Genomic DNA, 19,517 nt, shown 5'->3' with positions numbered 1-19,517 from the left:
CGCGTCAGTTCTGCAGGCGTACTGCGTAGCCGGCGCGGTCGAAGGCCGTCAGAAGTTCCGCCTTGTTGTCCGGACCACGCGTCTCGACGGTGAGGAAGACCTCCACTTCGTCGAGTGCAAGTTCGCCACCGGTACGGGAGTGGATGACGTCGACCACGCTGGCACCATTTGCCCGAACCACTTCGAGCAGCGAGACCAGCGCACCCGGCCGATCGTCGATGGTGATGTGAACGCCGAGGAACCGTCCGGCTGCCCGCAGTCCGTGTGAGATGACGTGCGTGAGCAGCAGCGGATCGATGTTGCCGCCGGACAGCACAGCGCATACCGGCCCGGTCAGCCCCAATTCCTCCGGCGAGCACGTCATCAACGCCGCAACGGCCGCGACGCCTGCCGGTTCGACAATCAATTTGGCGCGTTCGAGGCACAGCAGCAGCGCCTTGGACAGCGCTTCCTCGCTGACCGTGACCACCGCGTCAACGTGTGCGGCAACTTCGGCGAACGGAACCTCGCCAGGGCAGCCCACGGCGATACCGTCCGCCATCGTTGACATCGACGCCAAGGCCGTCGGCTTCCCGGCCGCCAACGACGCCGGCCAGGCGGCCGCAGTTTCGGCCTGCACTCCGACGATGCGCACCTGCGGGCGTACAGCTTTGACTGCTGCAGCCACTCCGGCGATCAATCCACCGCCGCCGGTGGGAACGAGAATCGTGCCTACCTCGGGGAGTTGCTCGAGGATTTCCAGGCCCACCGTGCCCTGGCCCGCCACGACGTCCTCGTGGTCGAACGGGTGGACCAGAACTGCTCCGGTTCGGTCCGCGAATTCGCGAGCGGCCACGAGCGCTTCGTCGACAGTCGAACCGTGCAGGTGGACCTGAGCTCCATATGCCTTGGTGGCCACCAACTTCGGCAGCGGCGCACCCGTCGGCATGAAGACGGTCGACTTGATTCCCAATTCTGTTGCAGACCAGGCAACTCCCTGCGCATGGTTACCGGCACTGGCGGCCACCACGCCCGCTGCCCGTTCCTCTGCGGAAAGATTGGCAATGCGGTTGTACGCACCGCGCGGTTTGAAAGAGCCGGTGCGCTGCAGGTTTTCACATTTCAAGCTCACGGCGAAGCCGGTGGTTTCGGACAACACTCGCGAGGCCACGACCGGGGTGCGTCGCATGACCGGGGCGAGCAGTTGCTGTGCAGCCTTTATCTGTTCGAGATTCACGCATGCCTCCAGAAAGTGCGCCTCCACACCCTCGTGAGGTGTGAAGGCGCACTGCAGATTCGAAGTCGAATTACTGTAGAGCGAAGATCAGGACAGTGCTTGCTCGATGTCGCCGACCAGATCGGAGGCGTCTTCGATGCCGACCGACAGGCGAACCAGATCGTCGGGAACCTCGAGAGCGGAACCGGCCGTCGAGGCGTGGGTCATCGCGCCGGGGAACTCGATGAGGGATTCGACTCCGCCGAGAGATTCTGCCAGCGTGAAGATCTCGGTGCGTGAGCACAGGTCGAGAGCTGCCGCCTTGCCACCCTTGAGACGCACGGAGATCATGCCGCCGAAGCGTCGCATCTGCTTGGCCGCGACCTTGTGCGACGGGTGCGAAGCCAGGCCGGGGTAAATGACGCTGGCGACAGCGGGGTGACCGTCGAGCAATTCGACGATCTTCTCCGCATTGTCGCTGTGACGCTCCATGCGCAGCGCCAGAGTCTTGATTCCGCGCAACGTCAAGAACGCGTCGAACGGGCCGGGAACGCCGCCCGATCCGTTCTGCAGGAACGCGAAGGCCGCGTCCAGTTCCTCGTCGTTGCAGACGAGAGCGCCACCGACCACGTCGGAGTGTCCGCCGATGTACTTGGTCGTGGAGTGCAGCGCGATGTCGGCACCGAGCTGCAGCGGCTGCTGCAGGTACGGCGACGCGAAGGTGTTGTCCACCACGATCTTTGCGTTGCCCTCGTGGGCGACCTCGGTGAGGAGCTCGATGTCACCGATGTTGAGCAGCGGGTTCGTGGGGGTCTCGACCCAGACCAGCTTGGTGTTGGACTTCATCGCCGCGCGCACCGCATCGACGTCGGACACCGGAGCCGGGGTGTACTCGATCCCCCACTGCGTGAAGACCTTGTCGATGAGACGGAAGGTTCCGCCGTACGCGTCGTCGGGGATGACCAGGTGATCGCCGGGTCGAAGTACCGAACGGAGCAGGCAGTCGGTGGCCGCCATTCCCGAACTGAACGCTCGACCGTAGGTTCCGGATTCGAGCGCGGCGAGGTTCGCCTCGAGTGGGCGACGGGTGGGGTTACCCGTTCGCGCGTACTCGAAGCCACTGCGCATTCCACCGACGCCGTCTTGGGCGAAGGTGGAACTCGCGTAGATCGGCACGTTGACCGCACCGGTCAGCGGATCGGGTTCGTAACCCGCATGCACCGCTTTCGTGGAGAAACCCTGCCAGCTGATGTTGTCGGCCTTGCTGCGTTGCTCACTCATGGTCCCCAGCCTAATGGCGCCGGTGCCGGCGCAGGAATCCGAACTCAGGAATCCGAACTCAGGAAACCCAGGAGATCGTGGCGCGTGATGACACCGACCGGCTTGCCGTCGTCGACCACCATGAGTGCGTCGGTGTCACCGAGCGCCTTCGTGGCCGCCGAGACCGGCTCGCCGGAACCGATGAGCGGGAACGGCTTGCTCATGTGCTTCTCGACGGAATCCGCAAGGTGCGCACGGCCTTCGAATACCGCGCTCAGAAGATCTCGCTCGGACACACTTCCGGCGACCTCGCCTGCCATGACCGGCGGTTCCGCACCGACGACGGGCATCTGGGACACGCCGTACTCGCGCAGGATCTCGATCGCATCGCGCAGGGTCTCCGACGGGTGAGTGTGAACGAGGTCCGGCAGCTCGCCCGACTTGCCGCGCAGCACGTCGCCGACGGTGGGAACGTTCGTCTTGCCGTCCAGTGGGGTGCGCAGGAATCCGTACGACGCCATCCACTGATCGTTGAAGATCTTGGACAGGTAGCCGCGGCCACCGTCCGGGAGGAGGACGACGATCAGGGCGTCGGGGCCCTCGCGCTTGGCTACTTCGAGGGCGGCGACGACGGCCATACCGCAGGAACCGCCGACCAGCAGTCCCTCTTCGCGGGCGAGGCGACGTGTCATCTCGAAGGAATCGGCGTCCGAGACAGCGATGATCTCGTCCGGGATGGACGGGTCGTATGCGGTCGGCCAGAAGTCTTCGCCGACGCCTTCGACGAGGTACGGGCGACCGGTGCCGCCGGAGTAGACGGAGCCTTCGGGGTCTGCGCCGATGACCTTGACCTTGCCGCCCGAAACTTCCTTGAGGTAGCGGCCGGTGCCGGTGATGGTTCCGCCGGTGCCGACGCCCGCGACGAAGTGCGTGATCTTTCCGTCGGTGTCGGCCCAGATCTCGGGACCGGTGGTCTCGTAGTGGCTCTCCGGTCCGCCCGGGTTGGAGTACTGGTTGGGCTTCCAGGCGCCGGGGATCTCACGGGTGAGGCGGTCGGAGACGCTGTAGTAGCTGTTCGGGTTGTCCGGCGCGACGGCCGTGGGGCACACGACCACCTCGGCGCCGTAGGCACGCAGGACGTTGCGCTTGTCTTCGCTGACCTTGTCGGGGCAGACGAAAACGCACTTGTATCCACGCTTTTGCGCCACGAGCGCCAAGCCGATTCCGGTGTTGCCCGAAGTCGGTTCGACGATGGTGCCGCCCGGCTTCAGTTCACCCGAAGCCTCGGCTGCGTCGATCATCTTGACGGCGATGCGGTCCTTGGAGCTACCGCCCGGGTTGAGGTACTCGACCTTGGCTGCCACCGTGCCGAAGTTTTCGCCCGTGACGGACGTGAGCTTGACGAGTGGGGTGTTGCCGATGAGGTCGACGACGTGTTCCGCGATGCGCATTCGTCCATGTTCCCAGATAGAAGAAAACGGTGCGCGCGGACGTCGGGCGAAGGCGGTGCAATCCGGCTAGATTGGCAAGTGTGAGTCGAACCGGACTGAAAGCGTCGGTGGCCACGGTGGTGGCCGGATCGAGTGCAGGCACGCTCTCCTGGTTGGGCTACAACTATCTGATGTCGCAGGCAGGTGCGGCGCGCGGGGTGATCGGTCGCAATATCGCCAAGCCACCCGAGGCGGACGGTGTGTACGCACCCGGCGCCGACAACCCGGAACTCTGGTGGCGGGCCGTGCCCTTCGATCTCCACTTGATGATCTTCGGTGATTCGTCTGCGGCCGGCGTCGGCGCGCTGACGGCGTCGGAAGTTCCGGGTGTGCAGGTCGCGAAGCAGCTCGCGAGTGAAACCGGGAAACGAATCCGCTTGAGCACCAAGGCTATCGGCGGCGCCACCTCACGCGGGTTGAGCGGGCAGGTCGACGCCATGTTCGTCGCCGGCCCTCCCCCGGACGCTGCGGTGATCCTGATCGGCGCCAACGACGTCACCGCCAAGAACGCAATTCACGCTTCGGCAAAACGCCTCGGTGACGCGGTACGACGCTTGCGCGAGAGCGGCGCCGTCGTTGTTGTCGGCACCTGCCCGGATCTGGGGGTGGTCACGGCAATCCCGCAACCGCTGCGCTCCGTGGTGCGTGAATGGGGCCATCGCCTCGCACTCGCCCAGGCGGCCGCGACCAGAAACGCGGGGGGTCATCCCGTTCCACTAGCTGACCTGCTGGCCAAGGAATTCCTGGCCTCGCCCGACACGATGTTCTCGGCCGACCGTTTCCACCCGTCCGCGGCCGGATACGAACTCGCGGCGAAGCAGATCGTCCCGGTTCTCGCGTCGGCTCTGGGCGAGTGGCAGGGTGGCCCGCTACCCGAACTCCCCCACGTCTCGGAGGCGGCGCAAGCTCGCACCGTCGCGGCCCGACTGACGGCGGCGGCAACCCAATGGAAAGCCTTCGCACGACGCACAAAACCTGCAGTTCAGCGCCACGACGTCAACTGAGTGAGACTGCGTGACCACCATCTGGGAGTGGCAACGTAAATTGTAAGTCGAAGCTGCATTCAACTTGCCCTGCTCGACGGCGTTTCAAGCCGCCCCCGAGCAGTACACAAAAGGAGTTTTCATGCCCGAGGCAGTAATCGTCTCAGCAGTACGGTCGCCCATCGGCCGCGCAATGAAGGGTTCGCTCAAGGACATCCGCCCGGATGACCTCGCGACTCAGATGGTTGCCGCCGCGTTGGCAAAGGTCCCCGAGCTCGACCCCACCGAGATCGACGACCTCATGCTCGGTTGCGGCCAGCCCGCCGGTCAGTCGGGCTTCAACATCGCCCGCGTCGTCGCCGTTCAGCTCGGCTACGACTTCCTCCCCGGTGTCACGGTCAACCGTTACTGTTCTTCCTCGCTGCAGACCACCCGCATGGCTCTGCACGCCATCCGCGCAGGCGAGGGCGACGTCTTCATCTCCGCCGGCGTCGAGTCCGTCTCCAGCTTCATCACGGGCAACGCCGACGGCCTCCCCAACACCAAGAACCCGCTCTTCGACGCAGCGCAGGCCCGTAGCGCCAAGCTCGCCGAAGGTGGAGTCGCCTGGACCGATCCTCGCGAAGAGGGCCTGATCCCCGACGTGTACCTGGGCATGGGCCAGACCGCGGAGAACGTCGCTTCCGCCACCGGCATCACCCGCGAAGACCAGGACCGCTGGGCAGTTCGCAGCCAGAACCGCGCCGAGGAAGCTATCGCTCGCGGCTTCTTCGAGCGTGAGATCACCCCCGTCACCCTCGCCGACGGCACCGTCGTCTCCAAGGACGACGGCCCCCGCGCCGGCACCACCTACGAAGGCATCAGCGGCCTCAAGCCCGTCTTCCGCCCCGACGGCACCGTCACAGCGGGCAACGCCTGCCCGCTCAACGACGGCGCAGCCGCACTGGTGATCATGTCCGACACCAAGGCAAAGGCACTCGGCCTGACCCCGCTCGCTCGCATCGTCTCCACCGGCGTTTCGGGCCTGTCCCCCGAGATCATGGGCCTCGGCCCGATTCAGGCCGTCAAGAACGCCCTGAAGATCGCCGGCAAGTCGATCTCCGACATCGACCTGTTCGAGATCAACGAGGCATTCGCCGTGCAGGTCCTCGGATCCGCTCGCGAACTGGGTATCGAAGAAGACAAGCTCAACATCTCCGGTGGCGCGATCGCACTGGGCCACCCCTTCGGTATGACCGGTGCCCGCATCACCAACACCCTGATCAACAACCTGCAGGAGCAGGACAAGACCTTCGGTGTCGAGACCATGTGTGTCGGCGGCGGACAGGGCATGGCAATGGTGATCGAGCGCCTCAGCTGATCCCCTGAGCACGTCGAAAGCGGCCGCCCGGTTTCTGCCGGGCGGCCGCTTTCGTGTGGTCGTGTTCAATGTTCGCGGTTTTTCATGTTGTCGTGAATTTCCGAGCAAAACTCCCCAACTCGCGAATCAACTCTCGCGCAGCCTCGTCCTCACGCTGCACGGCGGCGCGAGCCTCTTCCGCCCAACCCTGACGGAGCAGTCGTTTGGCGGCCAAGACTGCCGGACCGACGTTGGCGGCAATCTGCTCGGCACTCTCGCGGGCGCGGGCCTGAACCTCGTCGGCAGGTACCGCTGCGGTCGCCAAGCCGTAGTCAGCCGCCTCGATGCCGCTGAGCCACCGGGCCGACAGGATCAGTTCGCCGGCGCGCTGTGTTCCGATCACCTTGGGCAGCAACCAACTACTGGCCGCTTCGGGCGCCGTGCCCAGCGAGGTGAACGGTGCCCGCAAGCGTGCGTTCTCGGCAACGTAGACGACGTCGCAGTAGAGCAGCATGGTCAGGCCGATGCCGACGGCGGCGCCGTGCACCGCGGCGATCAAAGGCTTCGGAAACTCCACCAGCGCTACGATCAGCGGCGCGAATGCGTCGCCGAAGTCGGTATTGTCCGTGCCGGGTTCGGCCAGTGCGCGTAGGTCGACACCACTGGAAAATACCTTGCCCGCGCCCTCGAGGATCACCACGGCCACGGCATCGTCCGACGCCGCGTCGTCGAGCGCCTTGGTGAGCGCTCGAAAGCCGGCCGCATTGAAAGCGTTCAGGCGGCTCGGATTGTTGAAGGTCAGCGTTCGCACTGCTCCGGCATCCGCGACCAGGATGGGTTCAGAGGTGTTTGTCGACATTCGCTCCCCTTCGTTCCAAACCAAGCAGTTGCTAGGCATCCAAGCACCGTAACCGCCCACAGACGACAAAAGAAGGGCCCCTCGCGGGGCCCTTCTTCGTGTTCCGGAACGACTCGAGAATTAGTCGTTGTTGAAGTAGCTCAGCAGACGCAGGATCTCGACGTACAGCCAGACCAGGGTGACGGTGAGGCCGAATGCGACGCCCCAGGCTGCCTTCTCCGGCGCCTGTGCGCGGATCAGCTGATCAGCGGCGTCGAAGTCGAGCAGGAAGCTGAAGGCTGCGATGCCGATGCAGACGAGGCTGAAGATGATGGCGAGCGTACCGCCGTCACGCAGCCCCAGTCCGCCGTCGACGAAGAAGCTCGCGACGAGGTTACCGAGCGCCAGAACGACAACGCCGATCAACGCGCCGATGATCATTCGCGTCAGACGCGGTGTCACCCGGATCGCACCGGTCTTGTAGACGACCAGCATGCCGAAGAACACGCCGAACGTTCCGAGGACTGCTTGCGCGATCAGTGCAGATCCGCCGACGCCACCGAATTCGACGCTGGTGAACATGAACGACAGCGCACCGAGGAACAGACCCTCCGCGACGGCGTATGCCAACACGATTGCCGGGTTGTCCATCTTGCGGCCGAACGTGGCGACCAGAACCAGTACCAGGCCGACGAGACCGCCGCCGATGACCAGCGGGGCTGCGAGGTCGGCGTTGTTGTTGACCAGGAAGTACGACACCAATGCCGAGATGGTCAGCACACCGAGCGTGATGCCCGTCTTGGTGACGACGTCGTCGATCGTCATGGCCCGCGAGGTGGGACCGGTCTGGTACGGCTCAGCCGGAGCGTACTGCGGCTGACCGAACTGCTGGGTTGCCTGCGAGGCGCCCGCCGTCGCAGATCCGAACGAGGCGTATCCGTTGCCCTCTTGCTTGGGCAGATTGCGGAACACCGGGTTGCTGGTGGTGCGCACCGTGATCATCCCTTCATCGTGGTGGCCTACGACGGGTGCGTCGCGGGTTCGCCGGACGGATCCGAGTTTCCGACACGGTCCGTGTACCTAACTAAAAGTAAAGCACTCGTAATTTACAACGTCGAAGCATCCGTTGTAGTTCCCGGCGCGTTTCCGGAAGGTCAACACTCTTCGACACTCGTCCCTTTTCGATACTAGGACGGTTTGATCGACTTCATCACGATGAACTTCGCGTTCTTCGCCATCGCCTCACTGGGACCCACCGCGGCTTTCAACGGTTCGCGATAACCCAGATGCGCGTTGTGGACAGTCCACAGCTCCCCGCCGGGGCGCAGGACGCGACCGGCGGCTTCGAACATCTTGAGCGCTCCACCGGTGTGAACCGCCGCGCCGACGTGGAACGGCGGGTTCAACAGAACCAGATCCGTGCTCGCGTCGGGCAGCGAGCTCATCGCGTCGTCGCGCAGACCGCTCACCCGATCGCCGACGCCGTTTGCGGACGCGGTCGCCAGTGCCGAAGCGACGGCTGCCGAGGACTGATCCGTCGCGATCACGTGCACGTCCGGGAACTTGCGTGCGATCGCCGTCGCGAGAATGCCGCTGCCACAACCCAGATCGACCACATCGCTCAACGGGTCGACCGCTATCTTGCCGAGATTCTCCAGGAGCAACCGGGTGCCGATGTCCAGGCTCGCACCGGCAAACACTGCGCCGTGAGCAACGACGTCGAGATCGAACTCGTCGAGGCGTTCGGTCAACGGGAACGTGATCGCAACATCGGCCTTGGGTTCCGAAGCCTTGAGTACGCGCGACTTCTGACGCCCACGAGAGGCGCTGACGTCGGAAAACGATTCGCCGAGAACCTTGTTCATCGCCGGGGTGATGTGCTTGTCACGCCCACCGGCGAAGACCCGTACTGCCGGGTCGGCATGGAGTGCGATCAGTTGAGCGATCTCGGCAAGTTCGGCGAGACTACGCGGCAATTGCATGAGCACGACGCGGGCGCCGCTGAGCAACTCCTCGTCCAGTCCGTGGGAGGTGAAGGCGTCACTGAAACCGAGTTCGCGCGCATTGTTCGCGAGGGCCAACTCTCCGGTGAGCGGATCCTGGTGAACCCGCACGCCGGCAATTCCGTGAACGAGCGCAACACCGGCGGTCAGCGCACCGTAGTGATCGCCGATCACGACGACGGTGCCCGCCGGTGCCGCGGCAAGAGCATCGGCGGCCTCGTCGAGGATCAGACGATCAGCCGCGTCGACGGCAAAGAGATTGGGTGCCTCGACATCGGGGAATCGGCGCAGACGATCGAACAGTTCGGGTGTGTCGGACATGCCACCAGTCTTTCAGGTGAATCAGCTCAACACTCAATCCTGGAAGTGCGGGTGATCAGTTCGACATCCACTGCACGACGTTGTCGACGGTTTCGCGTTCGGTGCGGAATCCGTTCACCGGGTGGTCGGTGTCGGGGTATCCGAACGAGATCGCGCAGACCACCTTGCGGGTGTCGTCGATTCCGAAGTGCTCGTGAATGAACTTGGAACTGCCTGCGAGTGCCGCCTGCGGAATGGTGGCCACACCCAGACTCTGGGCCGCGAGCAAGAAGCTGTTCACGTACAACCCGCAGTCGACGGCTCCATAGGTGCCCAATGCCTCGTCGGTGGTGATGATCGCGACGTGGGGAGCGCCGAAGAGCTCGAAATTCTTCATCGTCTGCGCCGCGGACCCGGCGCGGTCTCCGTGCTCGATTCCGACGCTCGAATAGAGCGCCATCGCGCAGTCGAACCGACGCGACTTGTAGATGCCCTGGTATTGGCGTGGGAACTCGAAGTCCGACTCCTGGGCGTTGGCGATCACGTACTCACCGAGGCCGGCGCGGAATCGTTCGGTGCCCTCCCCTTCCGTGATCGCGACCTGCCACGGTTGCGTGTTGCACCACGACGGCGTCTTCTGCGCCAGCCGAAGGATCTCCTCGATCACCTCACGCGGCACTTGGCGGTCCTGGTAGGCGCGGCAGCTGATCCGGGCATCGAGCAAGGCTTCCAGGCTCGTATCCACGACGATGCTCTCGGTCATTTGTTCTCTCCTCGATCAGGCTGCACTACAACACTTCGCACGATAGAACTACCGTCTCGACGCGATGGTCAGCGGGTCACCTTTGCGAAGGCACCCACCAGTTCGCCGAACTCCTCGATCGCCGCATCCGGGTCGGGATCAACCGCTGCCAGCGCGACCAGCACATCGGTAGCTCCGGATTCGAGCAGCTGTTCGGCACTGAGCATCGTCGCCGGGAGGTCGATCGAACCGTCAGCCCCGCGAACGACGGTCAATCGCCCCCGAATCTGCAGTTCCGCCGGATCGCGTCCGAGATCTGCCATTGCCTTGCCGATGACGTTGATCCCAACACGTAGGTCGTCGTCGACGGCGCCCATGATCGGAATCCATCCGTCGCCCCAGGTTGCGACGCGTCGTACGACCGCTTTGGAGAGCGAACCCGACACCCAGATCGGGATTCCTGCGGACGGCCGGGGCGCGCAGTACACGTCGTCGAATGTCAGTCGAGGAGTGTCGATGCTCGCGGGCGCCGAACTCCACAGGGCCCGGCACACGGCGAGAGCGTCGTCGAGCAGAGGTCCTCGTTTGCCGAAGTCCATACCGGCAGCTTCGTATTCGCGTTCCTGCCAACCGGTTCCGACGCCCAGGTCGAGGCGGCCGCCGGAGAGCAGGTCGAGTGTCGCGGCAGTTTTAGCCAGTACCGCTCCCCCGCGCAGTGCGGCGATGACGATTCCGGTACCCAGACGAATCGTTTGTGTCTGTCCGGCAACAAAAGCCAGCACGGTCAGCGGTTCGAGCCAGTTGGCGTCAGGCTCGGTGGGAAACGCCGACCACGTGTACGCCGAGTTGTCCGAGCCCATCACCACGTGATCGGTCACGAGGACCCGGTCGAAGCCGGCGGCTTCCGCGCTCTGACAGACCTGGACAAGTTTGCCGTAGGAGCCCTCCGCGAGAGTGGTGCCGAAATTGGGAACATTCAGACTGAAAGTTGTCATGTGTCAAGCCTTTCGGGGCCGGTTGGTCCAGCCGCCCTCTTCTGTGGGGAACCAGCCACCAGCAGCGTGCGAGCCGCCGTCGACGTGGATGACAGTTCCGGTGATGTATCTCGACAGGTCGGAAGCCAGGAACAGTGCGGGACCGGCAATGTCGACCGGCTGGCCTGGTCCACCCAACGGCGCCCACCCCGGCCACTTGTCCCAGTCGTCCGCAGAAACGATCTTGCGATACGGCACCTGTACCGACTCGATCAGATCCGGCGCAATGGCGTTGACGCGCACTCCGGTTCGACCGATCTCGACGCCCAGGCTCCGAGTGAACTGCGTCAGCGCCGCTTTGTATGCCGAGTACATGGTGTGGCCGGGGATCGCTCGATGCGCCTCCACCGTCGTCAGGTTCACGATCGATCCACCGGTTCCGCGGTCGATCATGCCGGGAAGCAGGGCATGGGTCAGGCGCACGACGTGATCGAAATTGATGTTGCCCGCCTCGGACCAGAAACCCGGATCGGTACCGGTGAACGCTGTCGGCGGATTCAGGAAATGCCCCACATTGTTCACCAGGACATCTGGCGCGAATTCGGTCAACGCGACGGGGACTTCCCGCGCCCGCACGTCGTACTCGAGATGGTTGATCGAACCACCTGCAGCGGAGTCGAATTCGCTCTCGTTCAGCGGAGCCACGTCGACAACCAGAACTGACGCGCCGTGCGATGCGAATGACCGAGCTATCGCTGCTCCGATTCCCTGGGAGCCACCTGTGACCACTGCCTTCTTACCCACCAACATCGGCCCTGGGGAGTACGCCGATCCGACCTCCACGAAGACACCCTTCTGCAGTTCGATGTGAATCACTTCGGCGTACCGTCACACATCGATTCGCAAAACGGGCACTACGTTCTCACTCAGTGGTAGCCGCTGCACCCAGCCTGGGCGGACCGCCGAGTCGCCGATTCAAGTAGTCCGGAATTTCGGCTGCCCGTATCGGCACTCCCTCCAGGTACCCCTGGATCACGTCGCATCCACACTCGATCACTATCGCGCGCTGCCGCTCAGTCTCGACACCCTCGGCGACGGTGTCGAGCCCGAGAGATTTGGCAATCGCGATGACGGCTCGCAGGACAGCGAACCTCGAATTCGAGGGATCCGCGTCCAGTGGTGCGACGAACGCCCGGTCAATCTTCAACCGATCGAGTGGCAGGCGGGCCAAGCTGGCAACCGAGGAGAACCCTGTGCCGAAGTCGTCCATCGCAATGGCGATTCCGAGCGCCGACAGCTGTACCAATACGTCTCGGTCCGCGTCGTCGATGACCAGCGATTCGGTCACCTCGATCTCGAGTCGGCTGGGATCGAGGTTCACCTCGTTCAGTGTCCGGCGTACCGATTCGACGTATCGACTCGAACGCAGTTGAACCTGAGAGACATTGACGGCAACCCGAATGTCCTGCGGCCACCTTGTCGCCGCCGTGCAGGCAGCCCGCAAAACGCCCGCACCAATTGGCACGATCAAGCCAGTTTCCTCGGCGACCGAAATGAAGTCTCCCGGCGAGACGAGACCTGAAGTCGGATGGTTCCACCGCAGCAGAGCCTCGAACCCGACGACAACTCCCGTCGCGGCTGAAACCTGCGGTTGATAGACCAACTCGAACTCTTCGTCGATCAGCGCACGACGAAGATCCAGCAGTGCCCTGGCCCTACCGGTCGCACGATCGCGCAAACTCGCATCGAAGGCGCGGATCTGGTTCCGACCGCTCTCCTTTGCGTGGTACAGCGCGAGGTCGGCAACAATCACCAGGTCTTCGAGGCTGTCGGCGTCGTCGGGCATAGAGCCGTAGCCCAGGCTCGCGCGAATGCGAATCTGATTGCCGACCAGTGAAAATGGTCGTTCGAATGCGTCGAGAATTGTTTGGAATCGCTCCTGCACCTCGTCTGCATTCCCGATGTCGTCGAAGGCGATGTCGTCGAAGGCGATGTCGTCGAAGGCGATGGCAAACTCGTCACCCCCCAGTCGTCCACAGATCTCGTTCGATCGCAGAACGCTGCGCAGTCTGCTCGCTACATCACGAAGCACGTCGTCTCCGACGTGATGGCCCAACCGGTCGTTGATCGACTTGAAGTTGTCCAGATCCAAGATCGCCAACCACACTCTGCGCCCGTCCCGAAGCCGCGACGACAGTTGAGCGTTGAAGCTGTACCGATTTCTGAGCCCGGTCAGCGAATCGACCTCCGCCAGTCGCAAGATGTTCTGACGCTGGTGATAGGAGTGCGTGATATCGGATCCGACACCGCGCCATCCGTAGTCCGACCGCTCACCGCTGCCGGGGTGCCCTGACATCGACCACCAGCGAGTGTCGCCCCGTACGACGACCTGCAGTGTGAGGTCCCGAAACGCCGTCCCTGCTTCGAAATTCGCAGCGAGGAGAGCTAGGGACTTCCTGCCCGCGTCTGTTCGGGATGCGCCGATCCCGATCAGAATCTCGTGCATGGTGCGGCCCCGGATCTTCGCTGCCGGTAAACCGACCTGCTCGGCGAATCGATACGACACGGTACTGGCGATACCGCGCGAATCCGTCTCCCAGAGCCAATCCTGGGCACCGTCTTCGAGATCGTTGAGCAACAATTCCACGAGATCTCGTTCGTCCTCGGCGACGAGCTCGGCGCGTAGCCGTCTCTCGAAAAGGTTGGCCAACAGCAATGTTCCGCTGTAGAGCGAACCCAGAAAGATGACCAGCACCCCGATCAGTACGTAACGCGACGTGCCCGGTTCTGTCCAAAACGCTCCGGCCAGACCGGCCCCGACGAGGCTGATCCAGACGACAGTGATTCCGCGAAACATCATCGTGGGAAATACGCCGACCGCGATCCCGCCGATCAACGTCGAGCTCAGTACCAATTCGTCACCAGGGTCGAGCATCGGGAAGAGAACGAGAGCCAAGCATGCCAGGAGCACTCCCCAGACAACGATTTCGACTGTGAGCACCACCAATTCGGTGGTCTGCGACTCGGAGACGCCGAGACGCGCGCGTCGCACCCAATAAACACTGAATCCGGCGCTCGACAACAGCATGACACTCGACCAGGCGAAGCTGAACCATCCGGCATCCACCGGCAAGAGCACCACGATCGCTGACAACGCAACAGCTGCGGTCAGAAACGACCACGGAAGAACCCGCGCGGTGAACCGCAGCCGTCGATCGAGTAGACGACGGCGATCGTAATCCGAAAGGTGTTGTTCCGAGCCGCTTCGACCGAGCTTGCGCACCGACGTCTCGACACGACGCCTACGGAGTGCTGCCGGGTCATCCATGATGGCCTGCTGTCGCCAGTGCAACCTCGTCGACCGACATGACTCCGCCGGCGGCGTATCCCTGGACAGTCCGCACTCCTGCTGCGGCCACGGACTTCAGGTCCTCCTCACTGTCCACTCCCGAGACGACGACTTCCATTCCCAGTGCGCCGACCAGATCCACGACAGCTTCGAGAATCGGCCGGCCGCCGGGCGCCGCACCGGAGATGGAGCGTTCGATCCGAACTCTCGTGAACGGAAGCCCGGACAGTGATGCCAGGGAGGAGAATCCGGCGCCGAACTCGTCCACCGTCAGCGATACCCCCATTTCCGCGATGGCGTGCAACGCGGCCCTGGACTCGTCGGTGATGGCCGAGGATTCGTTGAGTTGGAGTTCGAGTTGGTCGGCACTGGCACCTGATCGTCGAAGCGAATCCCCTATCGAGTCGACGAAGGAATCCGATTCGAGCTGACGCGTCGATACCGCGACTGCTACCCGCAAGTGATCGGGTAGGCGTGACGCCGCCGCGCAGGCCAGCTCGAAAACTGTTGTCCCGAGCGAGTACGCCAAACCGGTGTCGTCGGCGACACTCATGAATTCTGCGGACGTCACAGCCCCGAGCCGCGCGTTGTGCCAGATCACACGCACCTCCACAGCCACGATCTCGCGGGAGACGACGTCGATCCGGGGCAGCATCTCGAGTTCGAGGTCCTTGTCGGACACGGTGTTCCCCAGATCCTCGAGGAGGCGGGCGCGCCGATCTGCCACGGACTTCATCGAGTCTCGATACTCGCGTACAGCGCCACGCCCGGATTCCTTCGCGGCGAACAACGCCAAGTCTGCTGCGCCCATCAACTCGTCGGCGGAGGCCGGGAGAGCGTCAGGGCGGTAGTACCCGATGCTGCACCCGATCTCCAACCGCGTGCCTGCCACTGTGATCGGCTCATGGAGAGCTTCGATGTAGCGGCCGAGCAGAGTTCGCACGTGCGAACTGTCACCCACATCGGTGAATAGAATCGCGAACTCGTCTCCGCCCAAGCGCGCGAACAACTGTGACACCCCTCCGGCTTCGGACAGGCGATCCGCGACCTCCCGCAGAACCGCGTCGCCAACGGTGTGTCCCAGTGTGTCGTTGACCGATTTGAAGTTGTCGAGGTCGAGCATGGCTAACGCGAGGCCGCTCTCGCTTGTGTACGGATCGCGCAGCAGTCGTTCCAGCTCGGTCCAGAAGCTGTGCCGATTCGGCATTCCGGTGAGTGCGTCGACCCGACCCATCCGCACGATTTCGTCGCTCTGCAGTTTCACTTCGGTGACGTCGGAACCGACTCCTCGCCAGACGAACTCGTCGGGTGTGCGGCCAGGGCGCGGCCGTCCGGACACCTGCCACCACCGGATTTCTCCGTGCACTCGGACAGGAACGAGGACGTCGACGAATGCAGTTTTCGTGTGGCGGGCTTGCTGCAACTCCATGAGCGCATCGATTCCGCCCGGGATTCGTAACGTGCCCAGCTCCATGAACAGGTCCTGCCACGCCGTTCCTTGCAGCTCGGTGGAGTCCAGCCCCGCTTCGACCGCGAGCCGCGTCGGGATTCGGTTGAACTTTCCTTTCTGGTCCGTCTCCCACACGAAATCCCCGGCGTTGCCTTCGAAATCTTCGAGAAGCATCTGCACGACCGATCGTTCCGACGCTGCGCTCAGCTCAGCGCGGTAACGCGATTCCAAATTGCCCGAGACCACTATCGTGCCGCCGATCAGAGCGGCTCCGTAGGCGATCATTCCAATAAGTATTCGTTCGAACTCGGGTCCAGGTTGAAGCCAAAATGCCACCCCGAGGATGACGAGATTGGACAGCACCCAGGTGAGCCCCACCACCCGCAACATCGCGGTGGCCACGGCTCCGGCCCCGGTGATGGATGTGGTGACCGCTATCAGGATCAGATCGCCGGAATCGTCCAGGATCGGGTAGAGGACCAGTGCAAGCGAGGAATACAGGATCCCGACGACGGCGAATTCGACGATGAGAAACACGTACGACATCCGGTACGTCGGTGCGATCAGTTCGAAGCGGATAGCGAGTCCGACGAACATACCCACCAACCCGATCACCGCGGAAAGGATCGGCCACAGGCGCGGCAACAGCCCGCTGTCCGGTGGAATCACAAACAGCGCCAACCCAAGTGTGACGACGAGGTGGACAGCTGCAGCCCATGGCAGCACGCCGAAGGTGACGGCCATCTGTTCACGCGTTACGTCATCGCGTTGCGCAGGTGTCAGTCTTTCTCTCGGGTGCGGTTGCAGACGAGAGAGGACCGACATCACTTACCCTCCCTCTCCCACTCGAAAATTGAGTCGGACGTCCGACTGAGCAATTCTCCCGTAAATGGACACTGCCGTGTCAACCAGTACGTCCGACCTGTTTCGGAGCGAGGTCCGCCCATAGACACAGTAATCAGCAAACTGCTGGTCTGCGCGGTGGTTGGCGCAGCGAGTTGCGCGTCCTCGGGTTGAAATCCGGACATGAGGGACAATGGCCGGAGATCGCCGATCACGTCGGTGGAGATTCCTCGACGGGTAACACGATCGGACTCATTCGAGTTCAGACAAGGACTATCACGATGGCAATCGACTACACCCGACGTTCCGGCGAGTCCACATCGTCGCAGGCACCGGTCAGCCTGAGCAAGATCACGCTCACCAAATCAGCGCCGACGGTCAACCTCGCGAAGGCGGGTGAACGACAAGGCAATATGCGCGTGAACCTCAACTGGTCACAGGGAGCGCCACCGAAGAAGACCGGTTTCCTCGCCAAGCTCGCCGGCGCAGGCTCCGGTGCGGTCGACCTGGATCTCGGATGCCTCTACGAACTCGCCGACGGGTCCAAAGGAGTAGTCCAGGCCTTGGGCAACAGTTTCGGCTCGCTGACTTCCCCGCCGTACATTTCGCTCGACGGTGACGACCGCAGTGGCGCGAACACCGGCGGCGAGAACATGCACGTCAATCTCGGTGACCCCAGCGCTTTCCGGCGAATCCTCATCTTCGCGATGATCTACGACGGGGCCCCCAACTGGGCGGCCGTGGACGGCGTCGTCACCCTGTATCCCACCAACGGACCTGAGGTGGAAGTGCGACTCGACTCCGCCAGTAACCAGGAGCGACTGTGCGCGATCGCGCTCATCCAAAGTTCAGGTCAGGGCGTGACGGTTACCCGCGAGGTGCGGTACATCAACGGTAGTCAGTCCGATCTCGATCGGGCATACAACTGGGGAATGAAATGGGCAGCCGGACGAAAGTAGGTGTCGCGGCCGGGGCGTCCCCCATCCGATGGACAAAGTCCGAATCGTCCCCAATGTCGCAAATTACTGGATAGTGTCGAGAAGTGGGGTCGGACATGAGGGGTCACGCTCGACACCGATAGTGGGTCGGTGACGCTATGTGCTTGGCGACGCCGACGTTCGACCGGAAAGGCCCTCGATTTCCCCCGAGATCGAGGGTCTTTTCGTATCTTGCGTCACTGTTCGCCGCGCTCGTACTAGTTGATTGTTAAATTAAACGTTCACCACTGCACTGATGGAGAACGTGAATGTCCACGAATTCAGATCGCCGCCCTCGCCTGCCCGTGAGAATCGCCTACCTCGCCGCGGGGATTCTTTTCGTCGCCGCAATGCTCTTACTGGCGAGCGTCGTCAACCCTGACCGGGACCGCGATTTCTCCATGAACCACGTCCCCGCGGGGACGTCGGCGACTTCCGTCGTCGCCACCACTGACCTCGGCTAACGAAGGTACTGGTACGTAAGTGGCGCGCATCACGAAGTGTGGGTACCTTCAACGCCAATGGTTCGCCGTAGGTCGGTATTGAGAGGGACGGCCAACCACTGCCCTGCCTGGTTGCCCCACCCAAGCAGGCAGGGCACCCCTTCAACTCCATCGACTTTTCTGCGGATCCACGCCGACACACTCCGGCGTCCGGACAGTTTCACCACATCGCCTGCAGTAATGCGTCCTGTGTCCGCCATTCTCCGTCGAGGCACACCCGCAGACCTCCCAGCCGACAAGGCACGTATTCGCCGTGAGTCGATGTCCATTCGGGCAGCGGTCCGGGGATCGCTCGGTCAACCGCATCTCCACATTTTCGCACACATGTTCGATAACCTGGTACTGCAAACGGCACATTCGACTACACCGGCAGCTTCCGGTCGGCCCGAGCGCAACTATCCCTTCCGTCACTTCGGTCTGCTTTAATACGAAGGCTTTGTCGGGGGTTTACCAATGTCCGAAGTTGTCGAGTTTCTGCGAGTACACGCAGGCGAACACGGGGTATGAACTATGGGTTTCTTCAAGAAAGCGGCTGTGACTGCTCTGGCGGTCGCTGCAGTCGGAGCATCAACAGGGATCGCATCGGCTGATCCGTCTACCGACGTGAACTACGAAGCGAAGGTCGTCGACAAGTCGATCGTCACCACCATCGACGCCGGGCTGTTCAAGGTCTCCGGCGACGGCAAGTCCGTTGTCTTGCAGGACAGCAAGGGAGCCGACCTGGTTTCCCTGCCTCTCGCATACAACCTCGGAGATCTGCAGTTTCCCTTCGATCGTGCGATCAGCGAAGACGGTAAGACCCTCACGCTGACACCGATCACCGATTCGGCGAAGGCCACCCCTCGGCCCGAGAGTGCGCCTGCGGCAAAGGAATGGACGCCCGTCGCCTCGCCCGAGGAAAATGATCGAGCAATCGCACACTTCCAGAGCCAGCTCGGTCTCGGCACTCAGGTTGGCAGTCTGCTTGGCACCATCGTCGGCGCCGGAATCGGGTGCGCTGTCGGCGCTCCGCTGGGCTTGACCATCGTCGGTCTCCCCGTCGCTGCGGCACTGTGCTTGGGTGGTCTCGCGACAGGAGCCGGCATCGGCGGTGTCGCCGGAACGATCCTCGGCGGCGGCGGCGCGGCAGTCGTGGCCGGTATCGATCTCGTCAACACGCTGAATGCTCCTGCAGGGACGACCGTCTGGGCTCAGTAGCCCCGACAACCAGTCGTTGCTCCACGAAAAACCCCGCCCGTCCGCATGAGGACGAGCGGGGTTTTTCGATTCGT

The 19,517-nt window shown here is 63.1% G+C and carries 16 protein-coding genes; 5 read left to right on the top strand and 11 right to left on the bottom strand.

What is annotated here, in order from left to right; translation table 11 throughout:
* Positions 1-4: 4 nt before the first annotated feature.
* The 3 genes from ilvA to ACFWEM_RS30950 all read right to left on the bottom strand — a co-directional run bounded on the left by ilvA (position 5) and on the right by ACFWEM_RS30950 (position 3,906).
* A complete protein-coding gene (gene ilvA, locus ACFWEM_RS30960; RefSeq protein ID WP_223257899.1) occupies positions 5-1,168 on the bottom strand; it encodes a threonine ammonia-lyase in 1,164 nt (387 codons plus the stop codon).
* A gap of 135 nt (positions 1,169-1,303) precedes the next feature.
* A complete protein-coding gene (locus tag ACFWEM_RS30955; protein WP_378539521.1) occupies positions 1,304-2,476 on the bottom strand; it encodes a cystathionine gamma-synthase in 1,173 nt (390 codons plus the stop codon).
* A 44-nt stretch (positions 2,477-2,520) separates the two neighbouring features.
* Complete coding sequence (locus tag ACFWEM_RS30950) at positions 2,521-3,906, bottom strand: cystathionine beta-synthase (RefSeq protein WP_230814199.1); 1,386 nt, start codon at positions 3,904-3,906, stop codon at positions 2,521-2,523.
* Between the two features lie 80 nt (positions 3,907-3,986).
* On the opposite strand from ACFWEM_RS30950, the gene ACFWEM_RS30945 reads away from it, so the two are divergent.
* Complete coding sequence (locus ACFWEM_RS30945; protein ID WP_378539520.1) at positions 3,987-4,949, top strand: SGNH/GDSL hydrolase family protein; 963 nt, start codon at positions 3,987-3,989, stop codon at positions 4,947-4,949.
* Between the two features lie 121 nt (positions 4,950-5,070).
* Positions 5,071-6,288 carry an acetyl-CoA C-acetyltransferase gene (locus ACFWEM_RS30940; protein ID WP_277377443.1) on the top strand — a complete coding sequence of 406 codons (1,218 nt, stop codon included), beginning with the start codon at positions 5,071-5,073 and terminating at the stop codon, positions 6,286-6,288.
* Between the two features lie 82 nt (positions 6,289-6,370).
* On the opposite strand, the gene ACFWEM_RS30935 is transcribed toward ACFWEM_RS30940, so the two are convergent.
* The 8 genes from ACFWEM_RS30935 to ACFWEM_RS30900 all read right to left on the bottom strand — a co-directional run bounded on the left by ACFWEM_RS30935 (position 6,371) and on the right by ACFWEM_RS30900 (position 16,748).
* Positions 6,371-7,126, bottom strand: a complete 756-nt coding sequence (locus tag ACFWEM_RS30935; protein ID WP_378539519.1) for an enoyl-CoA hydratase/isomerase family protein — start codon at positions 7,124-7,126, stop codon at positions 6,371-6,373.
* A gap of 120 nt (positions 7,127-7,246) precedes the next feature.
* Positions 7,247-8,098 carry a Bax inhibitor-1/YccA family protein gene (locus ACFWEM_RS30930; RefSeq protein WP_378539518.1) on the bottom strand — a complete coding sequence of 284 codons (852 nt, stop codon included), beginning with the start codon at positions 8,096-8,098 and terminating at the stop codon, positions 7,247-7,249.
* A gap of 194 nt (positions 8,099-8,292) precedes the next feature.
* A complete protein-coding gene (locus ACFWEM_RS30925) occupies positions 8,293-9,429 on the bottom strand; it encodes a class I SAM-dependent methyltransferase (protein ID WP_378539517.1) in 1,137 nt (378 codons plus the stop codon).
* Positions 9,430-9,484: 55 nt separating this feature from the next.
* Positions 9,485-10,171, bottom strand: a complete 687-nt coding sequence (locus ACFWEM_RS30920; RefSeq protein WP_378539516.1) for a nitroreductase — start codon at positions 10,169-10,171, stop codon at positions 9,485-9,487.
* Between the two features lie 68 nt (positions 10,172-10,239).
* Positions 10,240-11,145, bottom strand: coding sequence for a TIGR03619 family F420-dependent LLM class oxidoreductase (locus ACFWEM_RS30915; RefSeq protein ID WP_378539515.1), 906 nt, complete (start codon positions 11,143-11,145; stop codon positions 10,240-10,242).
* 3 nt (positions 11,146-11,148) lie between these two features.
* The gene (locus tag ACFWEM_RS30910) at positions 11,149-12,000 is read right to left on the bottom strand and encodes an SDR family NAD(P)-dependent oxidoreductase (protein WP_378539514.1); all 852 of its coding nucleotides are present in this window, start codon (positions 11,998-12,000) and stop codon (positions 11,149-11,151) included.
* Between the two features lie 46 nt (positions 12,001-12,046).
* Entirely contained in the window at positions 12,047-14,452 is a 2,406-nt protein-coding gene (locus ACFWEM_RS30905; RefSeq protein ID WP_378539513.1) for a putative bifunctional diguanylate cyclase/phosphodiesterase, read from the bottom strand.
* Positions 14,445-16,748, bottom strand: a complete 2,304-nt coding sequence (locus ACFWEM_RS30900; RefSeq protein WP_378539512.1) for a putative bifunctional diguanylate cyclase/phosphodiesterase — start codon at positions 16,746-16,748, stop codon at positions 14,445-14,447. Before ACFWEM_RS30900 ends, ACFWEM_RS30905 begins: the two co-directional genes overlap by 8 nt.
* A 299-nt stretch (positions 16,749-17,047) precedes the next feature.
* Here ACFWEM_RS30900 and ACFWEM_RS30895 point away from each other — a divergent pair, with 299 nt between their 5' ends.
* The 3 genes from ACFWEM_RS30895 to ACFWEM_RS30885 all read left to right on the top strand — a co-directional run bounded on the left by ACFWEM_RS30895 (position 17,048) and on the right by ACFWEM_RS30885 (position 19,443).
* A complete protein-coding gene (locus ACFWEM_RS30895; RefSeq protein ID WP_378539511.1) occupies positions 17,048-17,725 on the top strand; it encodes a tellurium resistance protein in 678 nt (225 codons plus the stop codon).
* Between the two features lie 287 nt (positions 17,726-18,012).
* Positions 18,013-18,207, top strand: coding sequence for a hypothetical protein (locus ACFWEM_RS30890; RefSeq protein WP_378539510.1), 195 nt, complete (start codon positions 18,013-18,015; stop codon positions 18,205-18,207).
* 549 nt (positions 18,208-18,756) lie between these two features.
* Positions 18,757-19,443: an ammonium transporter gene (locus tag ACFWEM_RS30885; protein WP_214885212.1), complete on the top strand. Its 687-nt coding sequence runs from the start codon at positions 18,757-18,759 to the stop codon at positions 19,441-19,443.
* The last annotated feature ends 74 nt before the right edge of the window (positions 19,444-19,517 follow it).

It is taken from the genome of Rhodococcus sp. NPDC060176, assembly GCF_042728675.1.
GTDB lineage: Bacteria > Actinomycetota > Actinomycetes > Mycobacteriales > Mycobacteriaceae > Rhodococcus_F.
Note: the sequence above shows the minus strand (reverse complement) of the source record. Positions and strands in the feature narration are given on the sequence as shown.